General features: G+C 43.7%; 22 protein-coding genes, 8 tRNA genes, 1 rRNA gene and 1 pseudogene. 1 reads left to right on the top strand and 31 read right to left on the bottom strand.

All coding sequences use genetic code 11. From position 1 onward, the window contains the following. From CF394_RS15955 to acpS, 24 genes and pseudogenes are all read right to left on the bottom strand, one after another. A 16S ribosomal RNA gene (locus CF394_RS15955) occupies positions 1 to 64 on the bottom strand; the annotation flags it as partial. 170 nt (positions 65 to 234) lie between these two features. After that, positions 235 to 308: transfer RNA gene (locus tag CF394_RS09585), tRNA-Gly, on the bottom strand. Between the two features lie 24 nt (positions 309 to 332). Beyond that, positions 333 to 409 (bottom strand) — tRNA-Arg (locus CF394_RS09580). An 11-nt stretch (positions 410 to 420) separates the two neighbouring features. Further along, positions 421 to 506, bottom strand: a tRNA-Leu gene (locus tag CF394_RS09575). A gap of 71 nt (positions 507 to 577) precedes the next feature. Then, positions 578 to 653, bottom strand: a tRNA-Lys gene (locus CF394_RS09570). 11 nt (positions 654 to 664) lie between these two features. After that, positions 665 to 739 (bottom strand) — tRNA-Gln (locus tag CF394_RS09565). Positions 740 to 748: 9 nt separating this feature from the next. Beyond that, positions 749 to 824 (bottom strand) — tRNA-Asp (locus CF394_RS09560). A gap of 28 nt (positions 825 to 852) precedes the next feature. Continuing rightward, a tRNA-Glu gene (locus tag CF394_RS09555) sits at positions 853 to 924 on the bottom strand. A gap of 6 nt (positions 925 to 930) precedes the next feature. Then, a tRNA-Asn gene (locus tag CF394_RS09550) sits at positions 931 to 1,006 on the bottom strand. Positions 1,007 to 1,092: 86 nt separating this feature from the next. Continuing rightward, positions 1,093 to 1,557, bottom strand: coding sequence for a SprT family protein (locus CF394_RS09545; RefSeq protein ID WP_094943258.1), 465 nt, complete (start codon positions 1,555 to 1,557; stop codon positions 1,093 to 1,095). Between the two features lie 18 nt (positions 1,558 to 1,575). Then, positions 1,576 to 3,708: a Tex family protein gene (locus CF394_RS09540; RefSeq protein ID WP_094943256.1), complete on the bottom strand. Its 2,133-nt coding sequence runs from the start codon at positions 3,706 to 3,708 to the stop codon at positions 1,576 to 1,578. Between the two features lie 85 nt (positions 3,709 to 3,793). Beyond that, positions 3,794 to 4,402 carry a PP2C family serine/threonine-protein phosphatase gene (locus tag CF394_RS09535; protein WP_094943255.1) on the bottom strand — a complete coding sequence of 203 codons (609 nt, stop codon included), beginning with the start codon at positions 4,400 to 4,402 and terminating at the stop codon, positions 3,794 to 3,796. Beyond that, positions 4,399 to 5,184, bottom strand: coding sequence for an RNA polymerase sigma factor SigB (gene sigB, locus CF394_RS09530; protein ID WP_094943253.1), 786 nt, complete (start codon positions 5,182 to 5,184; stop codon positions 4,399 to 4,401). The genes CF394_RS09535 and sigB overlap by 4 nt, the downstream gene beginning before the upstream one ends. Further along, positions 5,162 to 5,632, bottom strand: a complete 471-nt coding sequence (gene rsbW / locus CF394_RS09525; protein ID WP_094943270.1) for an anti-sigma B factor RsbW — start codon at positions 5,630 to 5,632, stop codon at positions 5,162 to 5,164. The genes sigB and rsbW overlap by 23 nt, the downstream gene beginning before the upstream one ends. 2 nt (positions 5,633 to 5,634) lie before the next feature. Next, positions 5,635 to 5,964 carry an STAS domain-containing protein gene (locus CF394_RS09520; RefSeq protein WP_094943252.1) on the bottom strand — a complete coding sequence of 110 codons (330 nt, stop codon included), beginning with the start codon at positions 5,962 to 5,964 and terminating at the stop codon, positions 5,635 to 5,637. A gap of 69 nt (positions 5,965 to 6,033) precedes the next feature. Continuing rightward, positions 6,034 to 7,035, bottom strand: a complete 1,002-nt coding sequence (locus CF394_RS09515) for a PP2C family protein-serine/threonine phosphatase (protein ID WP_094943250.1) — start codon at positions 7,033 to 7,035, stop codon at positions 6,034 to 6,036. A 13-nt stretch (positions 7,036 to 7,048) separates the two neighbouring features. Continuing rightward, entirely contained in the window at positions 7,049 to 7,450 is a 402-nt protein-coding gene (locus CF394_RS09510; RefSeq protein ID WP_094943249.1) for an anti-sigma regulatory factor, read from the bottom strand. Positions 7,451 to 7,456: 6 nt separating this feature from the next. Next, complete coding sequence (locus CF394_RS09505; RefSeq protein WP_094943247.1) at positions 7,457 to 7,819, bottom strand: STAS domain-containing protein; 363 nt, start codon at positions 7,817 to 7,819, stop codon at positions 7,457 to 7,459. Further along, positions 7,816 to 8,646, bottom strand: coding sequence for an RsbT co-antagonist protein RsbRA (gene rsbRA, locus CF394_RS09500; protein ID WP_094943246.1), 831 nt, complete (start codon positions 8,644 to 8,646; stop codon positions 7,816 to 7,818). The genes CF394_RS09505 and rsbRA overlap by 4 nt, the downstream gene beginning before the upstream one ends. A 140-nt stretch (positions 8,647 to 8,786) precedes the next feature. Continuing rightward, positions 8,787 to 9,137 carry a type II toxin-antitoxin system PemK/MazF family toxin gene (locus CF394_RS09495; RefSeq protein WP_094943244.1) on the bottom strand — a complete coding sequence of 117 codons (351 nt, stop codon included), beginning with the start codon at positions 9,135 to 9,137 and terminating at the stop codon, positions 8,787 to 8,789. A gap of 4 nt (positions 9,138 to 9,141) precedes the next feature. After that, positions 9,142 to 9,267 (bottom strand): annotated as a pseudogene (locus tag CF394_RS16085) (transcriptional regulator); the annotation flags it as partial. Positions 9,268 to 9,517: 250 nt separating this feature from the next. Then, on the bottom strand, positions 9,518 to 10,633 hold the full coding sequence (alr, locus tag CF394_RS09485; RefSeq protein ID WP_094943243.1) for an alanine racemase: 1,116 nt from the start codon (positions 10,631 to 10,633) through the stop codon (positions 9,518 to 9,520). A 91-nt stretch (positions 10,634 to 10,724) separates the two neighbouring features. Further along, positions 10,725 to 10,934, bottom strand: a complete 210-nt coding sequence (locus tag CF394_RS09480; RefSeq protein ID WP_094943241.1) for a hypothetical protein — start codon at positions 10,932 to 10,934, stop codon at positions 10,725 to 10,727. Positions 10,935 to 10,973: 39 nt separating this feature from the next. Continuing rightward, positions 10,974 to 11,327, bottom strand: a complete 354-nt coding sequence (gene acpS, locus CF394_RS09475; protein WP_094943240.1) for a holo-ACP synthase — start codon at positions 11,325 to 11,327, stop codon at positions 10,974 to 10,976. Positions 11,328 to 11,385: 58 nt separating this feature from the next. On the opposite strand from acpS, the gene CF394_RS09470 reads away from it, so the two are divergent. After that, the gene (locus CF394_RS09470) at positions 11,386 to 12,015 is read left to right on the top strand and encodes a rhomboid family intramembrane serine protease (RefSeq protein WP_094943238.1); all 630 of its coding nucleotides are present in this window, start codon (positions 11,386 to 11,388) and stop codon (positions 12,013 to 12,015) included. 18 nt (positions 12,016 to 12,033) lie between these two features. Here CF394_RS09470 and CF394_RS09465 read toward each other — a convergent pair whose 3' ends face one another. From CF394_RS09465 to CF394_RS09435, 7 genes are all read right to left on the bottom strand, one after another. After that, positions 12,034 to 13,509, bottom strand: coding sequence for a PH domain-containing protein (locus tag CF394_RS09465; protein WP_094943237.1), 1,476 nt, complete (start codon positions 13,507 to 13,509; stop codon positions 12,034 to 12,036). Beyond that, positions 13,502 to 13,975, bottom strand: a complete 474-nt coding sequence (locus CF394_RS09460; protein ID WP_094943235.1) for a PH domain-containing protein — start codon at positions 13,973 to 13,975, stop codon at positions 13,502 to 13,504. The genes CF394_RS09465 and CF394_RS09460 overlap by 8 nt, the downstream gene beginning before the upstream one ends. Positions 13,976 to 14,223: 248 nt before the next feature. Continuing rightward, the gene (gene cshA / locus CF394_RS09455) at positions 14,224 to 15,735 is read right to left on the bottom strand and encodes a degradosome RNA helicase CshA (RefSeq protein WP_094943234.1); all 1,512 of its coding nucleotides are present in this window, start codon (positions 15,733 to 15,735) and stop codon (positions 14,224 to 14,226) included. A gap of 354 nt (positions 15,736 to 16,089) precedes the next feature. Beyond that, positions 16,090 to 16,818, bottom strand: coding sequence for an alpha/beta hydrolase (locus tag CF394_RS09450; protein ID WP_094943232.1), 729 nt, complete (start codon positions 16,816 to 16,818; stop codon positions 16,090 to 16,092). A gap of 12 nt (positions 16,819 to 16,830) precedes the next feature. Continuing rightward, a complete protein-coding gene (locus CF394_RS09445; protein WP_094943231.1) occupies positions 16,831 to 18,195 on the bottom strand; it encodes a UDP-N-acetylmuramoyl-tripeptide--D-alanyl-D-alanine ligase in 1,365 nt (454 codons plus the stop codon). Next, the gene (locus CF394_RS09440; protein ID WP_094943229.1) at positions 18,192 to 19,277 is read right to left on the bottom strand and encodes a D-alanine--D-alanine ligase; all 1,086 of its coding nucleotides are present in this window, start codon (positions 19,275 to 19,277) and stop codon (positions 18,192 to 18,194) included. Before CF394_RS09440 ends, CF394_RS09445 begins: the two co-directional genes overlap by 4 nt. Beyond that, positions 19,274 to 20,047: a hypothetical protein gene (locus CF394_RS09435; RefSeq protein WP_094943227.1), complete on the bottom strand. Its 774-nt coding sequence runs from the start codon at positions 20,045 to 20,047 to the stop codon at positions 19,274 to 19,276. Before CF394_RS09435 ends, CF394_RS09440 begins: the two co-directional genes overlap by 4 nt. Positions 20,048 to 20,089 lie beyond the last annotated feature (42 nt).

The raw sequence follows: 20,089 nt of genomic DNA, 5'->3' as shown, positions 1-20,089 counted from the left end.
TCACTTGCATGTATTAGGCACGCCGCCAGCGTTCGTCCTGAGCCAGGATCAAACTCTCCATAAAAGAGAACTTAATATAAGCTCATTTTGTTGCTGGCATCATTTAGTTGAGTGTCAGACACTCAACTATCGATATCCAAAAAAATATCTTTCTCTACTAACGAGGGTTAGTATCGAAAGTTAATTTGACGTCTTGCATGTTCAGTTTTCAATGTTCAATGCTCACAAATAAATTGGAGCGGGTGAAGGGAATCGAACCCTCATCACCAGCTTGGAAGGCTGGGGTTTTACCACTAAACTACACCCGCGTAGTATAAGAATATAAAGTTATTTGGCGCGCCCGGCAGGAGTCGAACCCACAACCTTCTGATCCGTAGTCAGACGCTCTATCCAATTGAGCTACGGGCGCTTGTATTTGAATGGTGCGGCCGAGAAGAGTCGAACTTCCACGGGATTTCTCCCACTAGGCCCTCAACCTAGCGCGTCTGCCATTCCGCCACGACCGCGTAGACAATCATGATGCTTGGTGCGACATTTACTATTCTATAAAAGTACTAGTGTACTTGTCAAGGGTAAATGGTGAGCCATGAAGGACTCGAACCTTCGACCCTCTGATTAAAAGTCAGATGCTCTACCAACTGAGCTAATGGCTCTCTGTAAAAAATGGCTGGGGTACTAGGATTCGAACCTAGGCATGACGGAATCAAAATCCGTTGCCTTACCGCTTGGCTATACCCCAGTATTAAAATGGCGGTCCCGACGGGAATCGAACCCGCGATCTCCTGCGTGACAGGCAGGCATGTTAACCGCTACACCACGGGACCACATTATGTATAAAAGTTAAAAGAAAAATGACCCCTACGGGATTCGAACCCGTGTTACCGCCGTGAAAGGGCGGTGTCTTAACCGCTTGACCAAGGGGCCATGTAATGGCTCCGAAGGCAGGACTCGAACCTGCGACCTGCCGGTTAACAGCCGGATGCTCTACCAACTGAGCTACTTCGGAACGTCTTTATTAGTGCTGCGTCATCAGCTGACTTTTATTATTATAGATACAGCTTATAAAAAGGTCAACAGTTTTTCGTTATATTTTTATAGTTTTTTTATTCCGATGTATCCCAGTCTCCCTGAACACTTGCCACACCTGTATTTCTCGGTATTCATGCGAATTTTCCGACTATAATTTTGAGAGCATTTAAGGCATCTGTAGATGTGTAGTATGGACGCTTGTCTCTTATTTATACGTGGAAGCGCCTGACAAAATCTAGGCGCCCCCACTTTGTTCAATAGAATTTTAAAATCCGCATCACGATGCTGATAGCCTCTTCCTTCTAAATGAAGATGATAATGACACAGCTCGTGTTTAATAATTCCTACAATTTCATCCTCACCCACCTCTAAGTAAAGTGGATTTATTTCAATGTCGTGAGTGCTGAGCAAATAACGGCCTCCAGTTGTTCGCAAACGAGCATTGAAACGGGCGCTGTGTAAAAACGGTTTATGAAAAAAAGTAATCGAAAGATGTTCAGTTAATTGTTGCAGTTGCTGTTCGTTCATCTACCTTCTCCTTCTCCATCAGACCCCGGGTTGAATCATAGTTAAGGAAACTCGTCCTTTTTCTACAGACACATCGTCGATCCATACCGTGACGATATCGCCTAATGCCACCACTTCAAGAGGATGACGAACGAATCCTTTTTTAAGCTTCGAGATATGCACTAGTCCGTCTTGCTTCACTCCAATATCGACGAATGCTCCAAAATCTACTACGTTTCGGACAGTCCCTTGAAGTTCCATTCCTTTTTGCAGGTCCTCCATTTTGAGGACATCCGTCTTCAGCAATGGCTGAGGGAACGCATCACGGGGATCACGCATTGGACGCTTCAGAGCATCTACGATATCTTTGAACGTTTCTTTCCCGATACCAATAGAAGGATCGTAAGTGACGTTCTGCAATGCCTCTTGTGCTTCTTTAGTGCCAATTTGTTTGAGTGTCAGTCCAGCTCGAGTGATGATTTCTTCAGCTGCAGTATAGCTCTCAGGGTGAATCGCTGTTTTATCTAGTGGGTTCTTCGCTTCTGGGACACGCAAGAATCCAATCGCTTGTTCATAAGTTTTTGCACCAAGTCGAGGAACTTTCTTCAACTGAGCACGAGAGGTGAACGTCCCTTTCTCGTCACGAAGCGCTACAACATTTTCTGCGACAGCCCGAGAAAGTCCTGCTACATATTGTAGTAGCGAGGCGGATGCTGTATTGACGTCCACACCGACCTGGTTCACTGCTGTCTCTACGACAAAGTGAAGGGAATCGGAAAGTTTCTTTTGAGAAACGTCGTGTTGGTACTGACCTACTCCAACCGCTTTCGGTTCAATCTTCACAAGCTCTGACAGCGGATCTTGCAATCGACGTGCGATAGAGACTGCGCTGCGTTGCTCTACTTGCAAGTCCGGGAACTCTTGGCGTGCAGTATCGGATGCGGAGTAAACAGATGCACCTGCTTCATTGACGATGACATATGCTGCTTCACTCGATGTCTTTTGGAGACAAGATGCAATGAACTGCTCCGTCTCACGAGAAGCCGTTCCATTTCCTATTGCGATGAGAGATATAGGATACGTTGTTAAAAGGCTTGCTATCTTCTGCTCAGCCTCTTGTAGCTTCCGAACAGGTGGATGAGGATAGATGGCATCGATCTTCAGAACTTTCCCTGAAGCGTCAATGACAGCTAGCTTGCATCCTGTACGGAATGCCGGGTCCACTCCTAAAATCATTTTGCCCTTGATAGGCGGTTGTAATAACAGACTCTTCAAGTTCTCAGCAAAGATATGAATAGCTTGTTCTTCTGCAACTTCTGTAAGTTCATTGCGAATCTCTCGTTCAAGCGCTGGATGAAGAAGGCGTTTCCATGCATCTGCGATTACGGAAGCCATATAGCTTTCCAGAGGATGACCAGATTTCGGAGCCCAGGACTTAGCAATCAGGCGGCTCACTTGCTCGTTGTCCACATCAATAGAGACTCGAAGCACTTCTTCTTTCTCTCCTCGGTTAATGGCAAGTGTCCGGTGAGGGACGATTTTAGATACGGCTTCTTGATAGTCGTAGTACATTTCAAACACCGACTTTTCATCGTCCGCCTGCTTTTTGATTTTAGTCTCGATTCGACCGTGTTTCTTATAATGCTCTCGAAGAGCGGAACGCACTTCTGCGTCATCTGAAATCAATTCCGCCAAAATATCGGAAGCACCTGCTAAAGCATCTTGTATTGAAAGTTCAGATGTCTCGTAGTCTTTCGCCAAGGATTCTGCTGTCGCGTTCGGCCATTTTAAAATATCCTGAGCTAATGGCTCGAGGCCTTTCTCTTTAGCGATCGTTGCGCGCGTTCTCTTCTTTTGTTTATAAGGGCGGTAAATATCTTCTATACGTTGAAGTACCGTTGCTTTTTCAATTTGGGAGCGTAAGTCATCTGTCAGTTTGCCTTGCTCTTCAATCGATCGAAGCACTTCCTGCTTCCGATCAGCTAGTTGATTCATATAAGCATAGCGATCTTCAATCGCTTTAATTTGAACTTCGTCTAATGAGCCCGTCTGTTCTTTTCTATAGCGAGCAATAAAAGGTACGGTCTTCGCATCTTCTAACAATGCAATGACTTGTTGGACTTGCGAGCTTTTGATTTTCAGTTCTTTTGAAATTTGTTCATACAGGTTCATAGGATCACGTCCTTTTTTTGAGATACTCCACTAGAATACCATACTCAATTCCAAACAAAAAAACCTCTTGCCACAAGGCAAAAGGTTAGAGTTCATTTAATTTAATGCGTCCTGCAATGAAAGTGGCGTCGTCACCGAACTCCATCCCTTTCATGACCCGTTCATATAGATGATCTGCCGAGCGCGCCTGACGGATGAGTTCTTTTGGATTTTTAATCATGACTCCATCTGAATGAAGAACGAATGTATCCCCGGCATAGACCGGATACGTCTGAGTGCGAAGTTTTTGTTTTCTCCCTGAAAGGTATCCCATAACAGGCAGCGGATAAATCATTTTATCAAATTTCTTTTGATACATATAAAATTTGACATTCCCTACACAACTATACGATATAGTGCGCTGTCGGTAATCAACTTTTACTAACGCTACTGCAGCACCGCGTTTGTATACCATCTCATCATTACAACGTTCAAGTAGTTGATCAATCGTCTCGTCAGCATATTCTGCAAGGATTTGTGGGATCACATCCGCCGATTCTTTAGCTCCAGGGCCATTTCCTAGTCCATCTGCAATGGCGCAAAGAAAGAAGTCGGGATGTTCCGCTATATAATAAGTGTCTCCTGAGAGACGATTCCCATCTTTCGCTTCATTATATACACGGACATGGACCCAAGGTGATTCAATTACAGTCACTCGTCCATTCCACCTGCTGAGAGAATGGCATCTTGCAGCTTTTTAATCGCTTTGCGCTGGATACGGGAAACATGCATTTGCGAAATACCCAGGCGCTCACCAGCATCTTTCTGGCTAAGCTGCTCGATATATGTAAGTTGAATCACTTCTTTTTCACGATCAGAAAGATACTTCAATGCATTGGCAACCAACATACGTTGATCGGTTTTTTCAAATTCGCTATCTTCTTGACCGATGACATCGAATAACGTGATCGTACTACCTTCTGAATCTGCTTCAAGCGAATGGTCCATAGATAGCGCTTGATAGCTCTTACCCATCTCCATAGCTTCCAGCACATCTTCTACATCAACTTCCAGATAAGCGGCGATTTCTGCCACTTGTGGGGAACGTTGAAGCTGTGTCGTCAGTTCTTCAGCAGCCGTACGAATGCGAGGTCCTAGTTCTTTAATACGACGAGGTACATGGACAGCCCATGTTTTGTCTCGTAAAAACCGTTTAATCTCACCAATAATGGTAGGCACCGCAAAAGCCTCAAAGCTGCGACCGAAACTGTCATCATACCGTTTCATAGCACCTAAGAGCCCAAGCATGCCTACCTGTGCAATATCTTCGTGATGGGACTTCCCATTTGAATATTTTCGAGCAATGGATTCGACTAGGCGTTTGTAGTGTAAAACTAAGTTAGTTTGTGCTTCTTCAGACTGGTTCGCTTGATATTCATGCAACCATTCTATTACTTGTTCTTTAGACGCTTGGTTAAGATGAGACGTTTTCGACATTTCCGTTCACCTGCTCTGATCCGACGTTTTTCGTCATAAAGATCGTAACACCTTCTTGATGATGAACTTTCACTTCATCCATGAGCGTTTCAATCAGGTAGAGTCCAAGGCCTCCTTCACGCATAAAAGATACTTCCTCCGTGTCTGAGTAGGGTCCTAGTTTAGCGCGAGTTTCTTGGAAGTCGAAGCTTTTGCCGTGATCTGCAACCATTATCTCCATTTTTTCATCATAGAGGGCACAGCCGATGACAACTTCTCCTTCTTCGTCTTCTGCATAAGCATGTTGAACAGCATTTGTAATCGCTTCTGATGCTGCAATCTTAACATCTTCAATGTCGTCATATGAAAATCCGAGACGATTGGCAAGACCCGAAATTGTTAGACGAGCCACACTGACGAATTGAGTTTTAGCTGGAACACGTATTTCTACATAATCAAATGGCTTCATCTTCACTTCACCTCTCCTGTTGATGATTCTATGTCCATGATCTCTCCAAGACCCGTGATGTCAAAAAGGCGCTTTAACCGTGAAGAGAGTCCCGTTAGTTTCAATTTAGCATTTTCAGATTTTACAGTTTTAAAGAATCCTACGAAGACACCTAGTCCCGTGGAATCCATATAGGATACTTCAGAAAGATCCAATACGATTTCTTTGGAATCTTCCAAAGTGATTTCTGCTAATTTTTCGCGTAGCATCGGCGCAGTAAACGCGTCAATCTCACCTTCAATAAATCCTATTACTTTATTATCTTCATTTTGTAAGTCTACTGAAATGTTCATGTCATTTTTCCCCTTGTCTACTATATATATTTAACGGTCTATACCCTTGTGTTTCGGTAGTGTAAACATTTATACCGCTCTTTTTATAATCACAAGTGTGAAATCGTCACGAAGTTCAAAATCCTGTAACAATATCAATTCCTTATATACGTACTCTACCATCTCTTGCGCAGACTCCGTTTTCACGTCTTCGATGATCTGCATCACTTTTTCCATTTCAATGAACCCATCTTGGGAACGGCATTCTGTCACACCATCTGTCATCAACACTACAAAATCATCTTTTTCAAGCTGAACTGCTTGTGATTGATACGTGGTTTGTGGGAGAACACCAAGGAGTAACCCTTTTACGAAAAGCTCATGGAAAGCCCCTTCCCGCACGGAATAGTGGAGGGCTGGTTCGTGACCAGCGGATGCATAAGTAAAGGTGTGTGTTGTAACATCGTAACTTCCATAAATCATGGAAACGAACATAGAATCCGTAACACTGCGTTCTACAATACGATTAATGACATCTAATACGATTGCTGGATCCACATGAGCCCCGTCTACACTATCCATTCCATTTTTAATCATGGACATGCAAAGAGCAGCGGGTATCCCTTTACCGATGACATCCGCTACTCCAATACCAACAGAGTGAGAATCTGAAAGGAAATGGACGTAGTCACCGTTCATCTCTTTGGCGGGAACTGACAGCATGCCGATGTCCAGTCCATCTAGTTCAGGAACTGTCGTTTTTAATAACGTTCGTTGAACATTGGCAGCAAGGTCCATTTCAATTCGGAAATTCTCTTGTTTTTGGATTAAGTTTTGATGTTCGTGAAGCGCAAGACCATAGCGAACCATTACTTCTATTAACAAATCAAAGGAATGATCTATCGTTTCCGGTATATCCGATACAACCTCTTCTAAAGCGGCTCTATGTATTCCGATCATCTCTTCCGGTGAGATATTCTTTTGAATCAGCTGTTTACTGAAGGTCTGTCCCTCATAGAGGTTGAGCTCATTTTGCTGTTCTAAATAGTTTCGCAAAATCGCTTTATACTGCCTTTCTACTTCTTGAGGCATTCGATTTCACTCCTTACCGCAGCCATTTTGTGGCTGTAATCGTCGTCCCTACTCCTACCTCAGTATCCACTTTAAAATCATCCATCAATCGCTTGACCCCTGGCATTCCAGCACCTAATCCTCCGGAAGTGGTATACCCATCTTCCATCACTTTTCTCAAATCAGGGATTCCTGGTCCTTGGTCGGCTGCAATGATGACAATTCCTTTCATTGCCCCATCAGCTATCCGTTCAATTGTAATTTTGCCTTTACCGGCATATAAGTATATATTACGGGCAAGTTCACTTATCGCAGTTGTGATCCTAGCCTGGTCCACTGTTCCGAAACCTACTTCCTTTGCCTCGTTACGTCCAAGCTGTCTCGCTGCAACGATATCCCATTCCGTAATGATATCTACAGAAGACTCTATGCTCATAATGGATTAGTCCTCCAATTCTCGTTCAAGTTTTTCCAATCCATTTTCTAAATCGAGCGCTGTAGAAACATCTTCTAAACGAATACCAAGTTCGATCAGAGTGATGGCAACGGCGGGTTGGATACCCGTTATAACTACTTTTGCGCCCATTAAACCAGACATGCTGATTACGTCTCCTAATACTTTGGCGATGAATGAGTCGATAAAGTCAATCGATGTTAAATCGATGACAACGCCTTGCGCTGCTGTTGTGTGTAATTTATCTAAAAGATCTTCTTGAAATGATAATGCCATTTGGTCATCTAGTTCCCATTGAATGGAAACAATTAAAGTATCGCGTAGTTTTAATATCGGAATTCGAGTTCTCATTGTTCTTCCACCTCAACAATTTGTCGATTTGTAATTGCTAGCGCTTGTTCCATTCCACGCTGAAGGGTGCTCGTCGTCGTAAAGTCATTCAAATTGATTCCAAGCGCCACAATCGTCTGAGCGATTTCAGGACGAATGCCCACGAGCATACATTTCGCTCCTACCAATCGGACAGCATCAGCTGCCTGAATGATGTGGTGAGCTACCATGGTATCTACAACCGGTACGCCAGTAATATCAAGAAGAACTACTTCAGAGCGATGCTTAACAACACCCTGCAGCAAGTTTTCCATAATCAATTTAGCGCGCTCTGTATCTATTGTGCCGACTAGAGGCATGACTGAAATTTTATCGAATACAGGAATCAAAGAAGCGGATAACTCTTGTAGCGCCATTTTTTGAAGCTGCACGGTGCGCTCCCAAGTCTTCGAATACGCTTCAACGATGCTATGATTTAATGGGGTTAACCAGTTATTGATCAGGCGAATGTAATTGGCTGAATTGTTGTCATTTAAAAAGCCTGTTTGTCCCATATGGTGATAGATAGCTTCTGTAAAATTGGTGAGTGCTTTCATAACGAAAGAGATCGACCAGCCATGGCGAGCCATTTTCACCGAGAATTCTTCTACTTTACGGGCAAACTCTTGATCGTTTTCCGTTAGGCTAAAAATCATTAATTCTCCTAACTCGTGTGCTGTAGAATCAATCATGCCATCGGACATGATTTGAAAGAACTTTCCGTCCTCTTCCTCTTCCATAAATTGCTTCCAGGACTCGAGGATGGGATTTAAATTCTCCCGTATGTAACTTGCTAAGGTAACGTTCATCTTACGGAGACACTCCTTTGGTTTTTCTGTAGTAGTTTTATTGTATATGAAATGAATCATTTTGGCATCTTCAATTAGTTTCGCACACTCGATAGAAAAAAGCACAGTAAAAATACTGTGCTCCATTCATATGTATGTAATTAAAATTTGATGAGGCCTAAACTGATGGCAACTGCATGGTCTACATTTTCCATCAACTCATCATCTAGATGCGTAATCTTGTCGGTCAGCCGGGATTTGTCAATCGTGCGCAATTGTTCAAGTAATACAACAGAGTCGCGCTCTAAATGGTATCGTTCTGCATTAATCTCGATGTGTGTTGGTAATTTCGCTTTTTGAATCTGTGCTGTAATTGCAGCTACAATTACAGTTGGACTAAATCGATTTCCAATGTCGTTTTGCAGAACCAACACGGGTCGTGTTCCACCTTGCTCAGAACCGACCACTGGTGATAGATCTGCGTAAAAGACATCGCCACGTTTAACGATCAAATTGTCAGCCTCCACTTACGAGTCGCTCAGTGGTATCATGCGCCTCATACTCTGCATGAAGACATTCACTGCAAATAGACAAATTAATATGAGACATTTCCAGGTATCCCTGAATCATGGCTTCTCGTATAATTGATGATTGTCCTTGCAGTTTCGTAACGTGTTGTTTAATAACACGCTTTCCGTATACGGGACGGACTTCCTCCATATAATCTGCTAACAGATAAACTGTTTCTATCTTATCTGACTTTCCCCCCACAGCAAACACCTCCGACAAAACTTTCCTTATTACGACAATTTCTTTAATCTTACCATCGATAACCTTTCATAGAAAGGCTATTTCGACAATCTAATTGAAATATACGTAGGAAGTACTAGTTTTATTTGTCAGATAGTGGGTAAATTCGCGGCACGCGATAAGAAAGTTGACAGCAAATTTCATAGGAAATGGTCTGTAAGTGCTCCGCCCATTCTTCAGCAGGAATGGTATGTACTCCATTTGAACCTAGTAATACCACTTTTGTCCCGACTTTAAACGCTTTTGATAATTTTATCATCGTTTGATCCATACAGATTTTACCGACAATCGGAGCTTTTTCATCTTCAATTAGTACATTCAAAGGTTTTAGTCCACGTAGGAACCCATCCGCATAACCTATTGGTAATGTACCAATCCACTCTGGCTCTTCACATGTATAAGTCGCTCCGTAGCCAATTGTTCCTCCAGCTGGTAGTTGTTTTACATGGACCAGTTCAGTCACAAGGCGCATAGCTGGTCGATACGGAAAGTCTGTCGCTTCCTGCATCCATGAAGATGGAGCTAGGCCATACATAGAAATCCCAAACCGAACTGCTGTAAACGCAGCGTCCGGATGCTGGATTGCTGCTGCACTATTGGCCGCATGGATGAAGCGGGGCTTTTGTGGAAACAGGCTCAGCCATTTCTTAAAACGTTTCAATTGTTCTTCAAAATGTGGATTGCGCTCTTCATCTGCCTTTGCAAAATGGGTGTAGATACCTGCAAAGTCCCAATTTGGATTCTCACTCAATAACTCAACCGCCTCAAGAACTTCTTTATCGTTAGCAAGGCCAATTCTGCCCATACCCGTGTCCAGTTTGACATGAAGGCTTGGCTTTTCCTCTGAAGACAGTTGTTGTAGCCATTCTAAAGAGTGTGCAGTTAGATGAATTCCTTGTTCTACCGCATAAGGAACAAAGTGATGCGGAGAGTGGCCGAGCACTAAAATATCGGACTTACTCCCCGCTTCTCTAAGTTCTACTGCTTCATCTGGAGTAGCTACTGCAAAGAAATGTAACCCGTGTTTCTCCAAATACTTCACAACTTCAATAGCACCATGACCGTAGGCATTTGCTTTTACGACAGGGATGATCGTGGTTCCCTCACAGAGCTTCTTTTGTAACGATTGTATATTAGAGCGAATGGCTTCTAGGTCGATTTCTAGATAGGTAGGTCGAAAAGTAGTAGGTCTGGTCATGATGATTCCTTCTTTGTCTATTATTTTTGCGAGGCGGCACTCATAGAGGCTGCCACTTCAATCGTCTCTTGTTGGGTCAGCTGAGTAGAAGCTATAAAATAAGCCACACCTCTATCTGATAGGTAGCTGTTGTCTCCGCCGATTGAACAATCATCTCTGCTTGCACTTCATACCCTTCCGGCTGCGCCCATTTGGACTCCAATTGCTTTTTGACTTTTTCTTCACTGGCGGCTCCGCATCCTACAAGCAAACTTACTGCAAACAGTATGATTATGACTTGCCATTTTTTCAGCGCGTCCATCCTTTCCTATACCATGCTATAACACTATATGCGCGAACCCTATGACAACAGAACAACTTGAGCGGCGGCGTAATCTTTCGTATGCGTGATGGATATAAAACCTGATACCGGTACTTGTTGAAACAGTAGGGACGGGGCACCCAGCTCATTTTTAACTACTTCAATATCTTGAAAACTACAGTTTCCCCCTATTCCTGTCCCTTTTGCCTTGGCGAAGGCTTCTTTCGCCGCAAAGCGCGCTGCGAGATACTCAATTTGCCTACTTGGAATCGCTTGTTCATAATAGATTTGCTCGCTAGGCGTCAAAATTCGTTTGTAAAATCGAGGGGATCTTCGTACGAGTCGATCAATTCGATCAAGCTCGATGATATCTAGTCCAATACCAGTAATCATTCCGCTTCTATTGCTCCCTTCTTCCATGTATACTAAACCGTAATGAGGTGAAGTCATCATGTTTATTCGAAATGAAAGTTTCCGGGAATACCGGAGCTATTATCCTGTTGTATTTACATTGCTTGTTGTCACTATTGCTATTCATATTATAGCAAATGCCCCGATTATCGGAGAGCAGATTTACTATTTGGGTATCGGTCAAAACGGACTTGTGGCCGAGGGAGAGTATTGGCGTCTGATCACCCCAATATTCTTACATGGGGGCTTTATGCATCTTCTTTTCAACATGTTTTCGCTATTTTTATTTGGCCCCGAGCTTGAGCGCTTGGCTGGAAGAGCCCGTTTTCTCACTATCTATTTTTTATCAGGTCTAACTGGAACAGTTGCTTCGTTTTTATTTGAAGATTCAACGTACACTCACCTTGGTGCCAGTGGTGCCATTTACGGGATCTTCGGAGCGTTTGCTGCACTCGTGTATTACACAAGAAATGTGTTACCACAACTGAAGCAAATCATCCTTCCCATCATCGGAATTGGTATCATCATGACGTTCGTTACACCGAATATTAATATCACGGCACATATTGGAGGTCTCGTGATGGGGTTCCTACTGGGCTTTTACTACTTCCATCCGAACCGCTTGTCTAAATGGAAAAAAACAAAACCGCGTACCGCACTGCGTTCTTAAGCAGGCGGTAGCGGTTTTTTAATTGGAATGCGGTTGGTACCAATCCATAGCACTGCGAGCCACATCTACCTCTAGTGCTTTGATGGAGTGGCGACTCCCAAGAGCTCCTGATTTGATGGTGGCATGAATAGAAGCCACAGTGGATCGCTGTTCAAAGTAGCTTTGACTTTGCATCTGCGCTTGAATACGTCTCTTCTCGAGCCAAACTGTCTTTCTTGAAAAGAAGCGGTATTGCATAACTAAGTAGTTGTTGTGAACAGCAAGACCCGCTGTACGGTGACTCCATAAGTCAAACGCGATACTTAAAGGTGCCAATAAAAAGAACAACAACCCATACGGGTAAAAGAAGTAGCTGACCGCTGCTCCAATGATCCCTATCAACAGCAAATTGATTCGGTAGTAAAACTTCCGAGCACGCTTTGGAGGTCGCACGAAATCCGCTTCAAGAGGCAACTCGGGAAACAATTCCGTCAGCAGGTGCAACGCCTGATCCCTTTTGATGAGTGGAACAAGCTTAACCGTCTCGCTCTTCTCGAGAACGCTTCCTCCTGCACTATCGAGCACAATGGTGACGTACCCAAACAGTTGTCTGAACGGATTCTCAACCACCTGAACTCCTTGAATGCGGTGTAACGGGATTGTCGTTCGTTTCTTTTCTAATAATCCTCGTTTTAAGAGAATATCTTTCCCATCCCTAGAGACAGTAAATCCATAGTTTTGAAGATAGGTGAACCCGATACTGAGTAAGAAAGTGACCAGTAATACCACGAATGCGAAAACAGCTACTAGTGCAGCTCCAAAACGAAGTAAGGACAGCACTTCATCGTAGATTTGTTCATATGGAATAAACTCCGAAAATTGCGAGAGCACAACAGCTGCTCCTGAAAAAATGACACCAATTCCTCCAGAAGTGACAGCTAAAACAATTAAATCTTTTGAAGACATGCGGTGTAGCACAGGCTCTTCTTGGGTAAGTTGTTCAGCTAGTTGCTCAGTGGGGCCTTCTTCTATTTCAACTGACTTCAATCCAGCTTTAGCTGCTAGCATCTCTTGTTTGATTTGCTCAGCCGCTTCTAATCGAATGGCCGTAAGCTCCGCTTCGGCCTCTTTTCCGACACCCCCGCCTGCTGTTTCCACTTTCACTTTCACTAAACCGAACGGCCTGTGAAAAATACTTTCTGTATAATCTAGGCTTTGAATCCGGTCAAACGGGATATAGCGCTTTTTCTTCACGAATAGTCCGTACTCGATACGCAATTCGCCGTCTTCAAACCAGTAGACAAACTTCCACCATTTGATGATTCCCGAAATCAAGTAAAGGATCAGCGCACTTGCGGTAAGAATATATGGTATAAGTCGGAACCAGCCGGATTCTGAGTCGCCAGAACTTCCAAGAAAGAGAAAAATGACAATAGGAAAAATAAGTTCTTTAAGTCCTTTTACAAATGTAATAACAGCTGCAACTGGATGGAGTTTATAACGATCCTCAGACATCTTCTTCCGCCACCCTTGCTAGGACTGAAATCCGCTGACGCATCGCTTCAGCTTCTTGTTCGTCCAAAAACGGTATTGTATGTTGCGTTGCTGCTGTTGAAATATGTATGGATGCCAATTGATAGTTCCTAAGAATTGGCCCTTGTTCAGTATCTACATGTTGGACACGCACCATGGGGACCAATGTCCGTTTTCTAATAAGAATTCCATGCTGTAGCTCGATTTCGTGTTCTCGGACTTCATACCGCCAGCGGTTCCAGCGAAGATTCGGCACTACCCAAATCGACAGTAAGCCGACAGCAATAACGATCGCTGCAATTGCAAGATAGAGCCACCCGAGTTCGAAAAAGAGCAAATTGAGTACAATCAGACCTGTAGCGATCAGTACAACGAACGCAGTCTGCATCAGTCCATAGATACGCCACACGGTCAGTCCTTTGCGTGACAATTGATTTGCTGTTTGCATAGTTTAGCCTCCTTATTTAGTTATACGAACCAAAATACTCTAAGTTTCAAAAATAAGAAAAGTGAAGCAGGCACGTCCAGAAATGCCTCGTGAATCAGGCGTGCTCAGTGAGGCGCTTTTGCCTCATTGAGTGTGACTGATTTTCGAGTGTATTTCTTGCCTGCGCAACTAGACAAAAAAGAAAAGTGAAGCAGGCATACAAAAAAAGCTTCTTTCCCGCTGAGGGAAAGAAGCTAACAAGTAAAGTATTAGTCGTTGCGACGAGCTGGACGTGCAGCACGACGGCTTGAACCATCACGTGGACCTGATGATGAGCGACGAGCGCCACCACGGTCTCCACCGCGACCACCAGAACCGCTTGGACGACCACCACGGCCTCCGCCTGAACGGTTTCCACCACGGTAACCTCCGCGGCCTCCACCAGAACGTTCTCCACGCATTGGAAGTGGACGCTCTTCAGAAATAGTTACAGGTTGATCACTCGGCTCTTTTGTCATTGATTTAATAGCTGCTGCTACTACATCAACTGCATCTAAGTTCTCAAGAAGTTCAGATGCTAGGGCACGGTAATCGCCAAGGTCATTCTTTTCAACTAGTTCAGTCAATGTTTCCATTGCTACACGTTGTTGACCAAGTAATGCCTCGTCCTCACTTGGTGGACGTAAAGGTGTCATACGCTTCTTCGTCGTCTCTTCAACAATACGAAGGTAACCCATCTCACGTGGCGTTACGAATGTAACTGCCATACCGCTCTTACCAGCACGGCCTGTACGACCGATACGGTGAACATAGCTTTCTGGATCTTGTGGAATATCAAAGTTGTAAACGTGTGTTACACCAGAGATATCTAATCCACGAGCAGCAACATCTGTTGCAACTAAGATGTCAATTTTGTTTTCTTTAAATTGACGAAGAACAGACATACGTTTTGCTTGGCTAAGGTCTCCGTGGATTCCTTCTGCCAGGTAACCACGAATGCTTAATGCGTGAGACAATTCGTCAACACGGCGCTTCGTACGACCGAATACAATCGCAAGCTCCGGTTGGTGTACGTTGATGATACGTGATAACACATCAAACTTCTCGCGTTCTTGCGCTTTTACGAAGAACTGCTCAATGTTTTCTACTGTCATTTCTTTAGACTTGATTTTCACTTCTACAGGATCTTTCATGAACGTGTTCGCAATTTTGCGGATCGGTCCAGGCATAGTCGCTGAGAATAAAAGTGTTTGACGAGTGTCTGGAACGTTAGAAAGAATTGTGTTGATGTCTTCGATGAAGCCCATGTTCAACATTTCATCTGCTTCGTCCAGTACAAGCGTGTTTACGTTTTCTAGCTTCAACGTTTTACGGTTGATATGATCTAGAATACGACCTGGTGTACCAACGATGATTTGTGGCTTGTTTTTAAGTGCACGGATTTGACGTGAAATATCTTGTCCACCGTATACAGATAAAAGTTTTACACGTTTGTCATAGCCAAGTTTGTAAAGCTCTTCAGATACCTGAATAGCAAGCTCACGAGTTGGTGCGATGATAAGTCCTTGGATGTTAGGGTTTTTAGGATCAATCTTTTCAATTAATGGAATACCAAACGCTGCTGTTTTACCAGTACCAGTTTGTGCTTGGCCTAATACGTCGCGGCCTTCCATTGCATGTGTGATTGTACCTTCTTGGATTGGGGTTGCTTCTTCAAAACCCATACGTTTAATAGATTTTAATGTAGAAGCACTGATGTTTAATTCTGAAAAATTTGTCAAAATGCATATCTCCTTTATTTCTGTTTTGACAAATGGTTACATTTTCAGATGACTGGCGGCAAATTTCGAGCCAATTATAGAGGAACGTCTCCGTTACGAAAATCTCTGCGGTTTTTCACGAGAGGTAATTAATAATAGGAAAGCCCGGTGATTGCCGAGCGGCTGTTAAGAGCGTATATACGTCTAAAATGATACAGCCGTTAAGTTCAAAAAAAAAGCGCTCTTCACAAAATGATAGAAGAGTCTTTACACAAAATGTATCCATTGCTCAAAACAGTGTATCATGCGAAGCGTGAAATTGCAACGCATGTGCACTTAGTGTTTCCTTGATTCATCATTCTATTCACAAACTGTTCAAGTTGTATGCGTTTCCATCTCAGTAGGCATCTCGATTGGCTTTTCCAAGAAAGCGAGTGCTTTTGGAAACCATTCGTCACAGTCATCGCTGTAGCAAATATGATGCTTGCCACAATCCGAATAAATCAGTTCTTTCTCTTCCGAACCTAATTGTTCATACAAATACTCCGCAGCTTGAAATGGCACGATGCCATCTTTTTTTCCTTGAACGAGACAAACTGGGATCGTGATCTTACTATAGTAAGGTTCAACGAGTTTGAGCACACGTGTAAATTGAAAAGCAGAGCGGATTGGTGTCTTTCCAGCTTTTTGACGATAACGCATGTAAACCGGATTTTGATCCGCTTGCTTTTTCAATAAGTCTACTGCAATTTCTTTAATATCCTGAAGCATCTGACCAGGAGCGATGTATTTCGCTGCAGCGCTCAGTAAGACTAAGCGCTCAACAGGATACCGGAGTGACAGGTACATCGCAATCAAGCCTCCCATTGAAAATCCAACCACATAAAGACGGTCTACTTGAGGCATCAATTTGCGTATCGCGATTTCCGCTTCCATCGTCCAGTCTTCGGCGAGCATCTCTTGAAGCTCGAGCTCCTCTCCGTGACCAGGTAGTGTGACGACCGACACCACCCAGTCCGTATGTTGCTCTACATAGTCAACGAACGGCTCCACTTCATAAGGAGCTCCTGTATAGCCATGGATAAACAAAACTCCGGTCTTCATGTAGCTTCACACTCACTTTCGGTTCCATGTCTCCATGGCTCTTTCTACCTTCATACCTCGTGAGCCTTTTAATAAAACCAAATCTTCATCTGAGAGCTGCTCTGCTAAGAACTTTTGTACCTCTTCAAAGTCTTCCGACCAGAAAGTGCGCTCTTGGAAGTCTCCTTGCAATTCCTCATATAATACACGCATGCGTGGTCCAAACAAGGCCACTCCTGTGAAATCTTGCGAAGAAATAGCAGGTGCCAACTGGCGGTGATAGGAAAGTTCTTGTTCTCCAAGCTCTAACATATCACCTAGAACCAACCACTTCTTCTTTCCAAAGTCCGCTTGTTGTAAGAACTGAATGGCTGCGAGCATGGAAGTTGGCGCAGCATTGTATGCATCATTTATGAAGGTCGGTCCCTCTGTCTCGATCACTTGCATACGCATATCTGTGAGTTCAACATTGCGAATGCTCTGTTGGATCTGTTCCGTGGTCAATCCTAGGTGCTTGCCGATCAATAACGCTGCAAGTGCATTTTTAGCTTGGTGCTCACCTAAAACACGTAAGACGAAGTCCCCGTCAATGAGACCTGCTGTCGTAAATTCAGTTCCTTCAGTAGAGAAGGCCGTCTTTACAAGACGCAACTCGTTGGCATCTCCTTTTCCATAAGGAACCGTATTGACTCCGGATAATGCACTCACTGCTTGCTGAAGTAAAGGCTCGTCTCCGTCATAGAACAAGATGCCCTCTGACGCCATCCCTGCAATGATCTCCATTTTAGCTTTTGTGATATTTTCGCGTGAGCCTAGGTCTTGAAGGTGAGCTTCTCCGATGTTGGTGATTACCGTATACTTCGGTTTTGCAAGTTTCGATAAAAACTTAATCTCTCCAAAAGAACTCATGCCCATCTCAAGGACCGCCACTTCTGTATCTTCATCAATAGCTAGTAGAGTCAAAGGCAAGCCAAGTTCGTTATTGAAGTTCCCTTGTGTCTTGATTGTTTTGAAATAAGGGGAAAGCAGACCGGCAATCAGATCCTTTGTAGAGGTCTTTCCGTTCGACCCTGTCACTCCAATGAACGTTGCCTGTAATTCTTCACGATAGCTTGCTGCAAGTGTCTGGAGCGCTTTAGCAGCATCGTCTACTAAAAGGACCGGGCGATCTTTTGGAGGATTCGGTTCATCTTTCAACCACAGTGTAGCGCTCGCGCCTTTCTCGAAAGCTTGCTCTACGAATTGGTGACCATTCACTTGTTCTCCACGGAACGGTATAAACAACTCACCTGGTTGTAAAGTGCGTGTATTTAGAGAAGCACCTGTTACCAGTGTGTCTCCAAACGCACCGGCATCTGTACCTAACCAAGCAGCTACTTGTTGTAACGTCTTTTTCACTGTGCATCGTCCTCGTTTCGTGTTGTTACGCGGTGTTGTTTTTCTTCGAAGCGCTCAAGTCCTAACTGAATGAGTTCTTCCACAAGCTGCGGATAGGTCTTGCCAGAAGCTATCCACAATTTCGGATACATGCTGATCGGTGTAAACCCAGGTAATGTGTTGACTTCGTTTATAAACACTTCCCCACTATCCGTTAGGAAGAAATCAGCACGAACCAAGCCAGAGCCGTCCAGAATTTTGAACGCCGCAATCGCTGCTTGCTGCAGGTCATAAAGTTCAGTTTCAGAGATGGCTGCCGGAATGGCGTAATTTGTAGTACCATCTACATATTTAGCAGAGTAATCATAGAAATCTTTCGTCGGCAATACTTCGCCTGCAATAGAGACCGTTGGTTCATCGTTCCCAAGTACTGAGAGCTCAACCTCACGAGCTACGATTCCTTGTTCTACGACAATCTTCCGGTCATATGTAAAAGCATAATCGATCGCTTTTTCGAGTTCTCCGCGGTTCTTCGCTTTTGTGATTCCGACACTTGATCCTAAGTTAGCCGGTTTCACAAACAGGGGATACTTCAGTTCACTTTCACAAGCATCTAAAAATGTTTCTTGACTGCCTTCGTACTGGCTGTGAATGCTGTAAAGGTATGGCACTTGCTTCAGTCCTGCTTGATGGAAGAGCTGTTTCATGACCACTTTATCCATTCCTGCAGAAGATGCGAGCACTCCATTCCCTACATAAGGAAGGTTCATCATTTCAAATAACCCTTGGATCGTTCCGTCTTCTCCATTCGGACCGTGAAGTACAGGGAACACAATATCAAATCGAGACGTCTTGTTAGAAGCAAGAGTGACGAATTGTTCGATAGAGTCTTTTTGGCCTGTTCCTGTAAAGCGAAGAGATTCAGCATCTTCTACAGGTGCTTGCAATGTATCACCACACACCCACTCCCCGTCGAGTGTAATGTAAATAGGTGTCACTATATAATTCGAAAAATCAAGAGCAGCAATGACTGCCTTTGCTGTCATAAGGGATACTTCGTGTTCTGCTGATTTACCGCCATAAACGATTCCAATTTTCTTCATTTTCCATCCTCCGTTTTTGATCGCGCTATAAATGGCAATAGCCCGAGTGTTGGTTGTGATAGGTAGGTTTCTACTTCATCCATAATTTCGTCTGGGAAAGACGGGTCTGCGATTTCTCGTAACTCTAATCGGAAACTGCCGTCATCCAGTCGCGCAAGCGATAACAAGGCACCGTCTTCTAACAATTCTTCAAACATTAAAAACTGTTCATGAAGAAGTTCGGGCACCACTTGTTGGGTGCGTCTACGGAAGAACATGGTCCCCCGTGTCTTTTGTGTAACCATTTGATTGAACAAAAAGACAATTAAACGCGTCATTTCTTTGTAGTCTCTAAAATACAGTTTGGCGATGCGCTCATTCTCATCCGCCAAATAGACAAATCGATTTTGTAACGTATGATAAAAAGGACTCCGAAATGTCTCTTTTTTATGGGCAACATATAATAGTTCCGCCTGTTCTTGCGGAGTCAGCTGGACGAGGCGTTTTTCATCTTCCACGTCGAGTAGACAAAGTCTTGATTTCTGATCTTGTAACGATCTTGTGAAATCTCGGAAATCATCTTGAACAATGTATTCAAAATGAGTGTGCATATCAAATGATGCATCTTCAAAACCATGTTCTAACATTACAAGAACGCGAGTGTCCTGGTAATAATTCAACACGGTCGGGAACGTCAAACCACTGAACAGGGCAAAGTTTTGTCCATCGTTTCCATGAACAAACAGATGATGAATATATTCATCCACAGTAGGTAATTTTATTTTTCTCATAAGACGTCCCTCCTCCATAACTAGTTTATCAAAAGCAGGCAT

Origin of the sequence: Tetzosporium hominis (genome assembly GCF_002265435.1) — a bacterium.
In the GTDB taxonomy this organism is placed as follows: domain Bacteria; phylum Bacillota; class Bacilli; order Bacillales_A; family Planococcaceae; genus Chryseomicrobium; species Chryseomicrobium hominis.
This window is presented reverse-complemented; position numbering and strand designations above follow the sequence as displayed.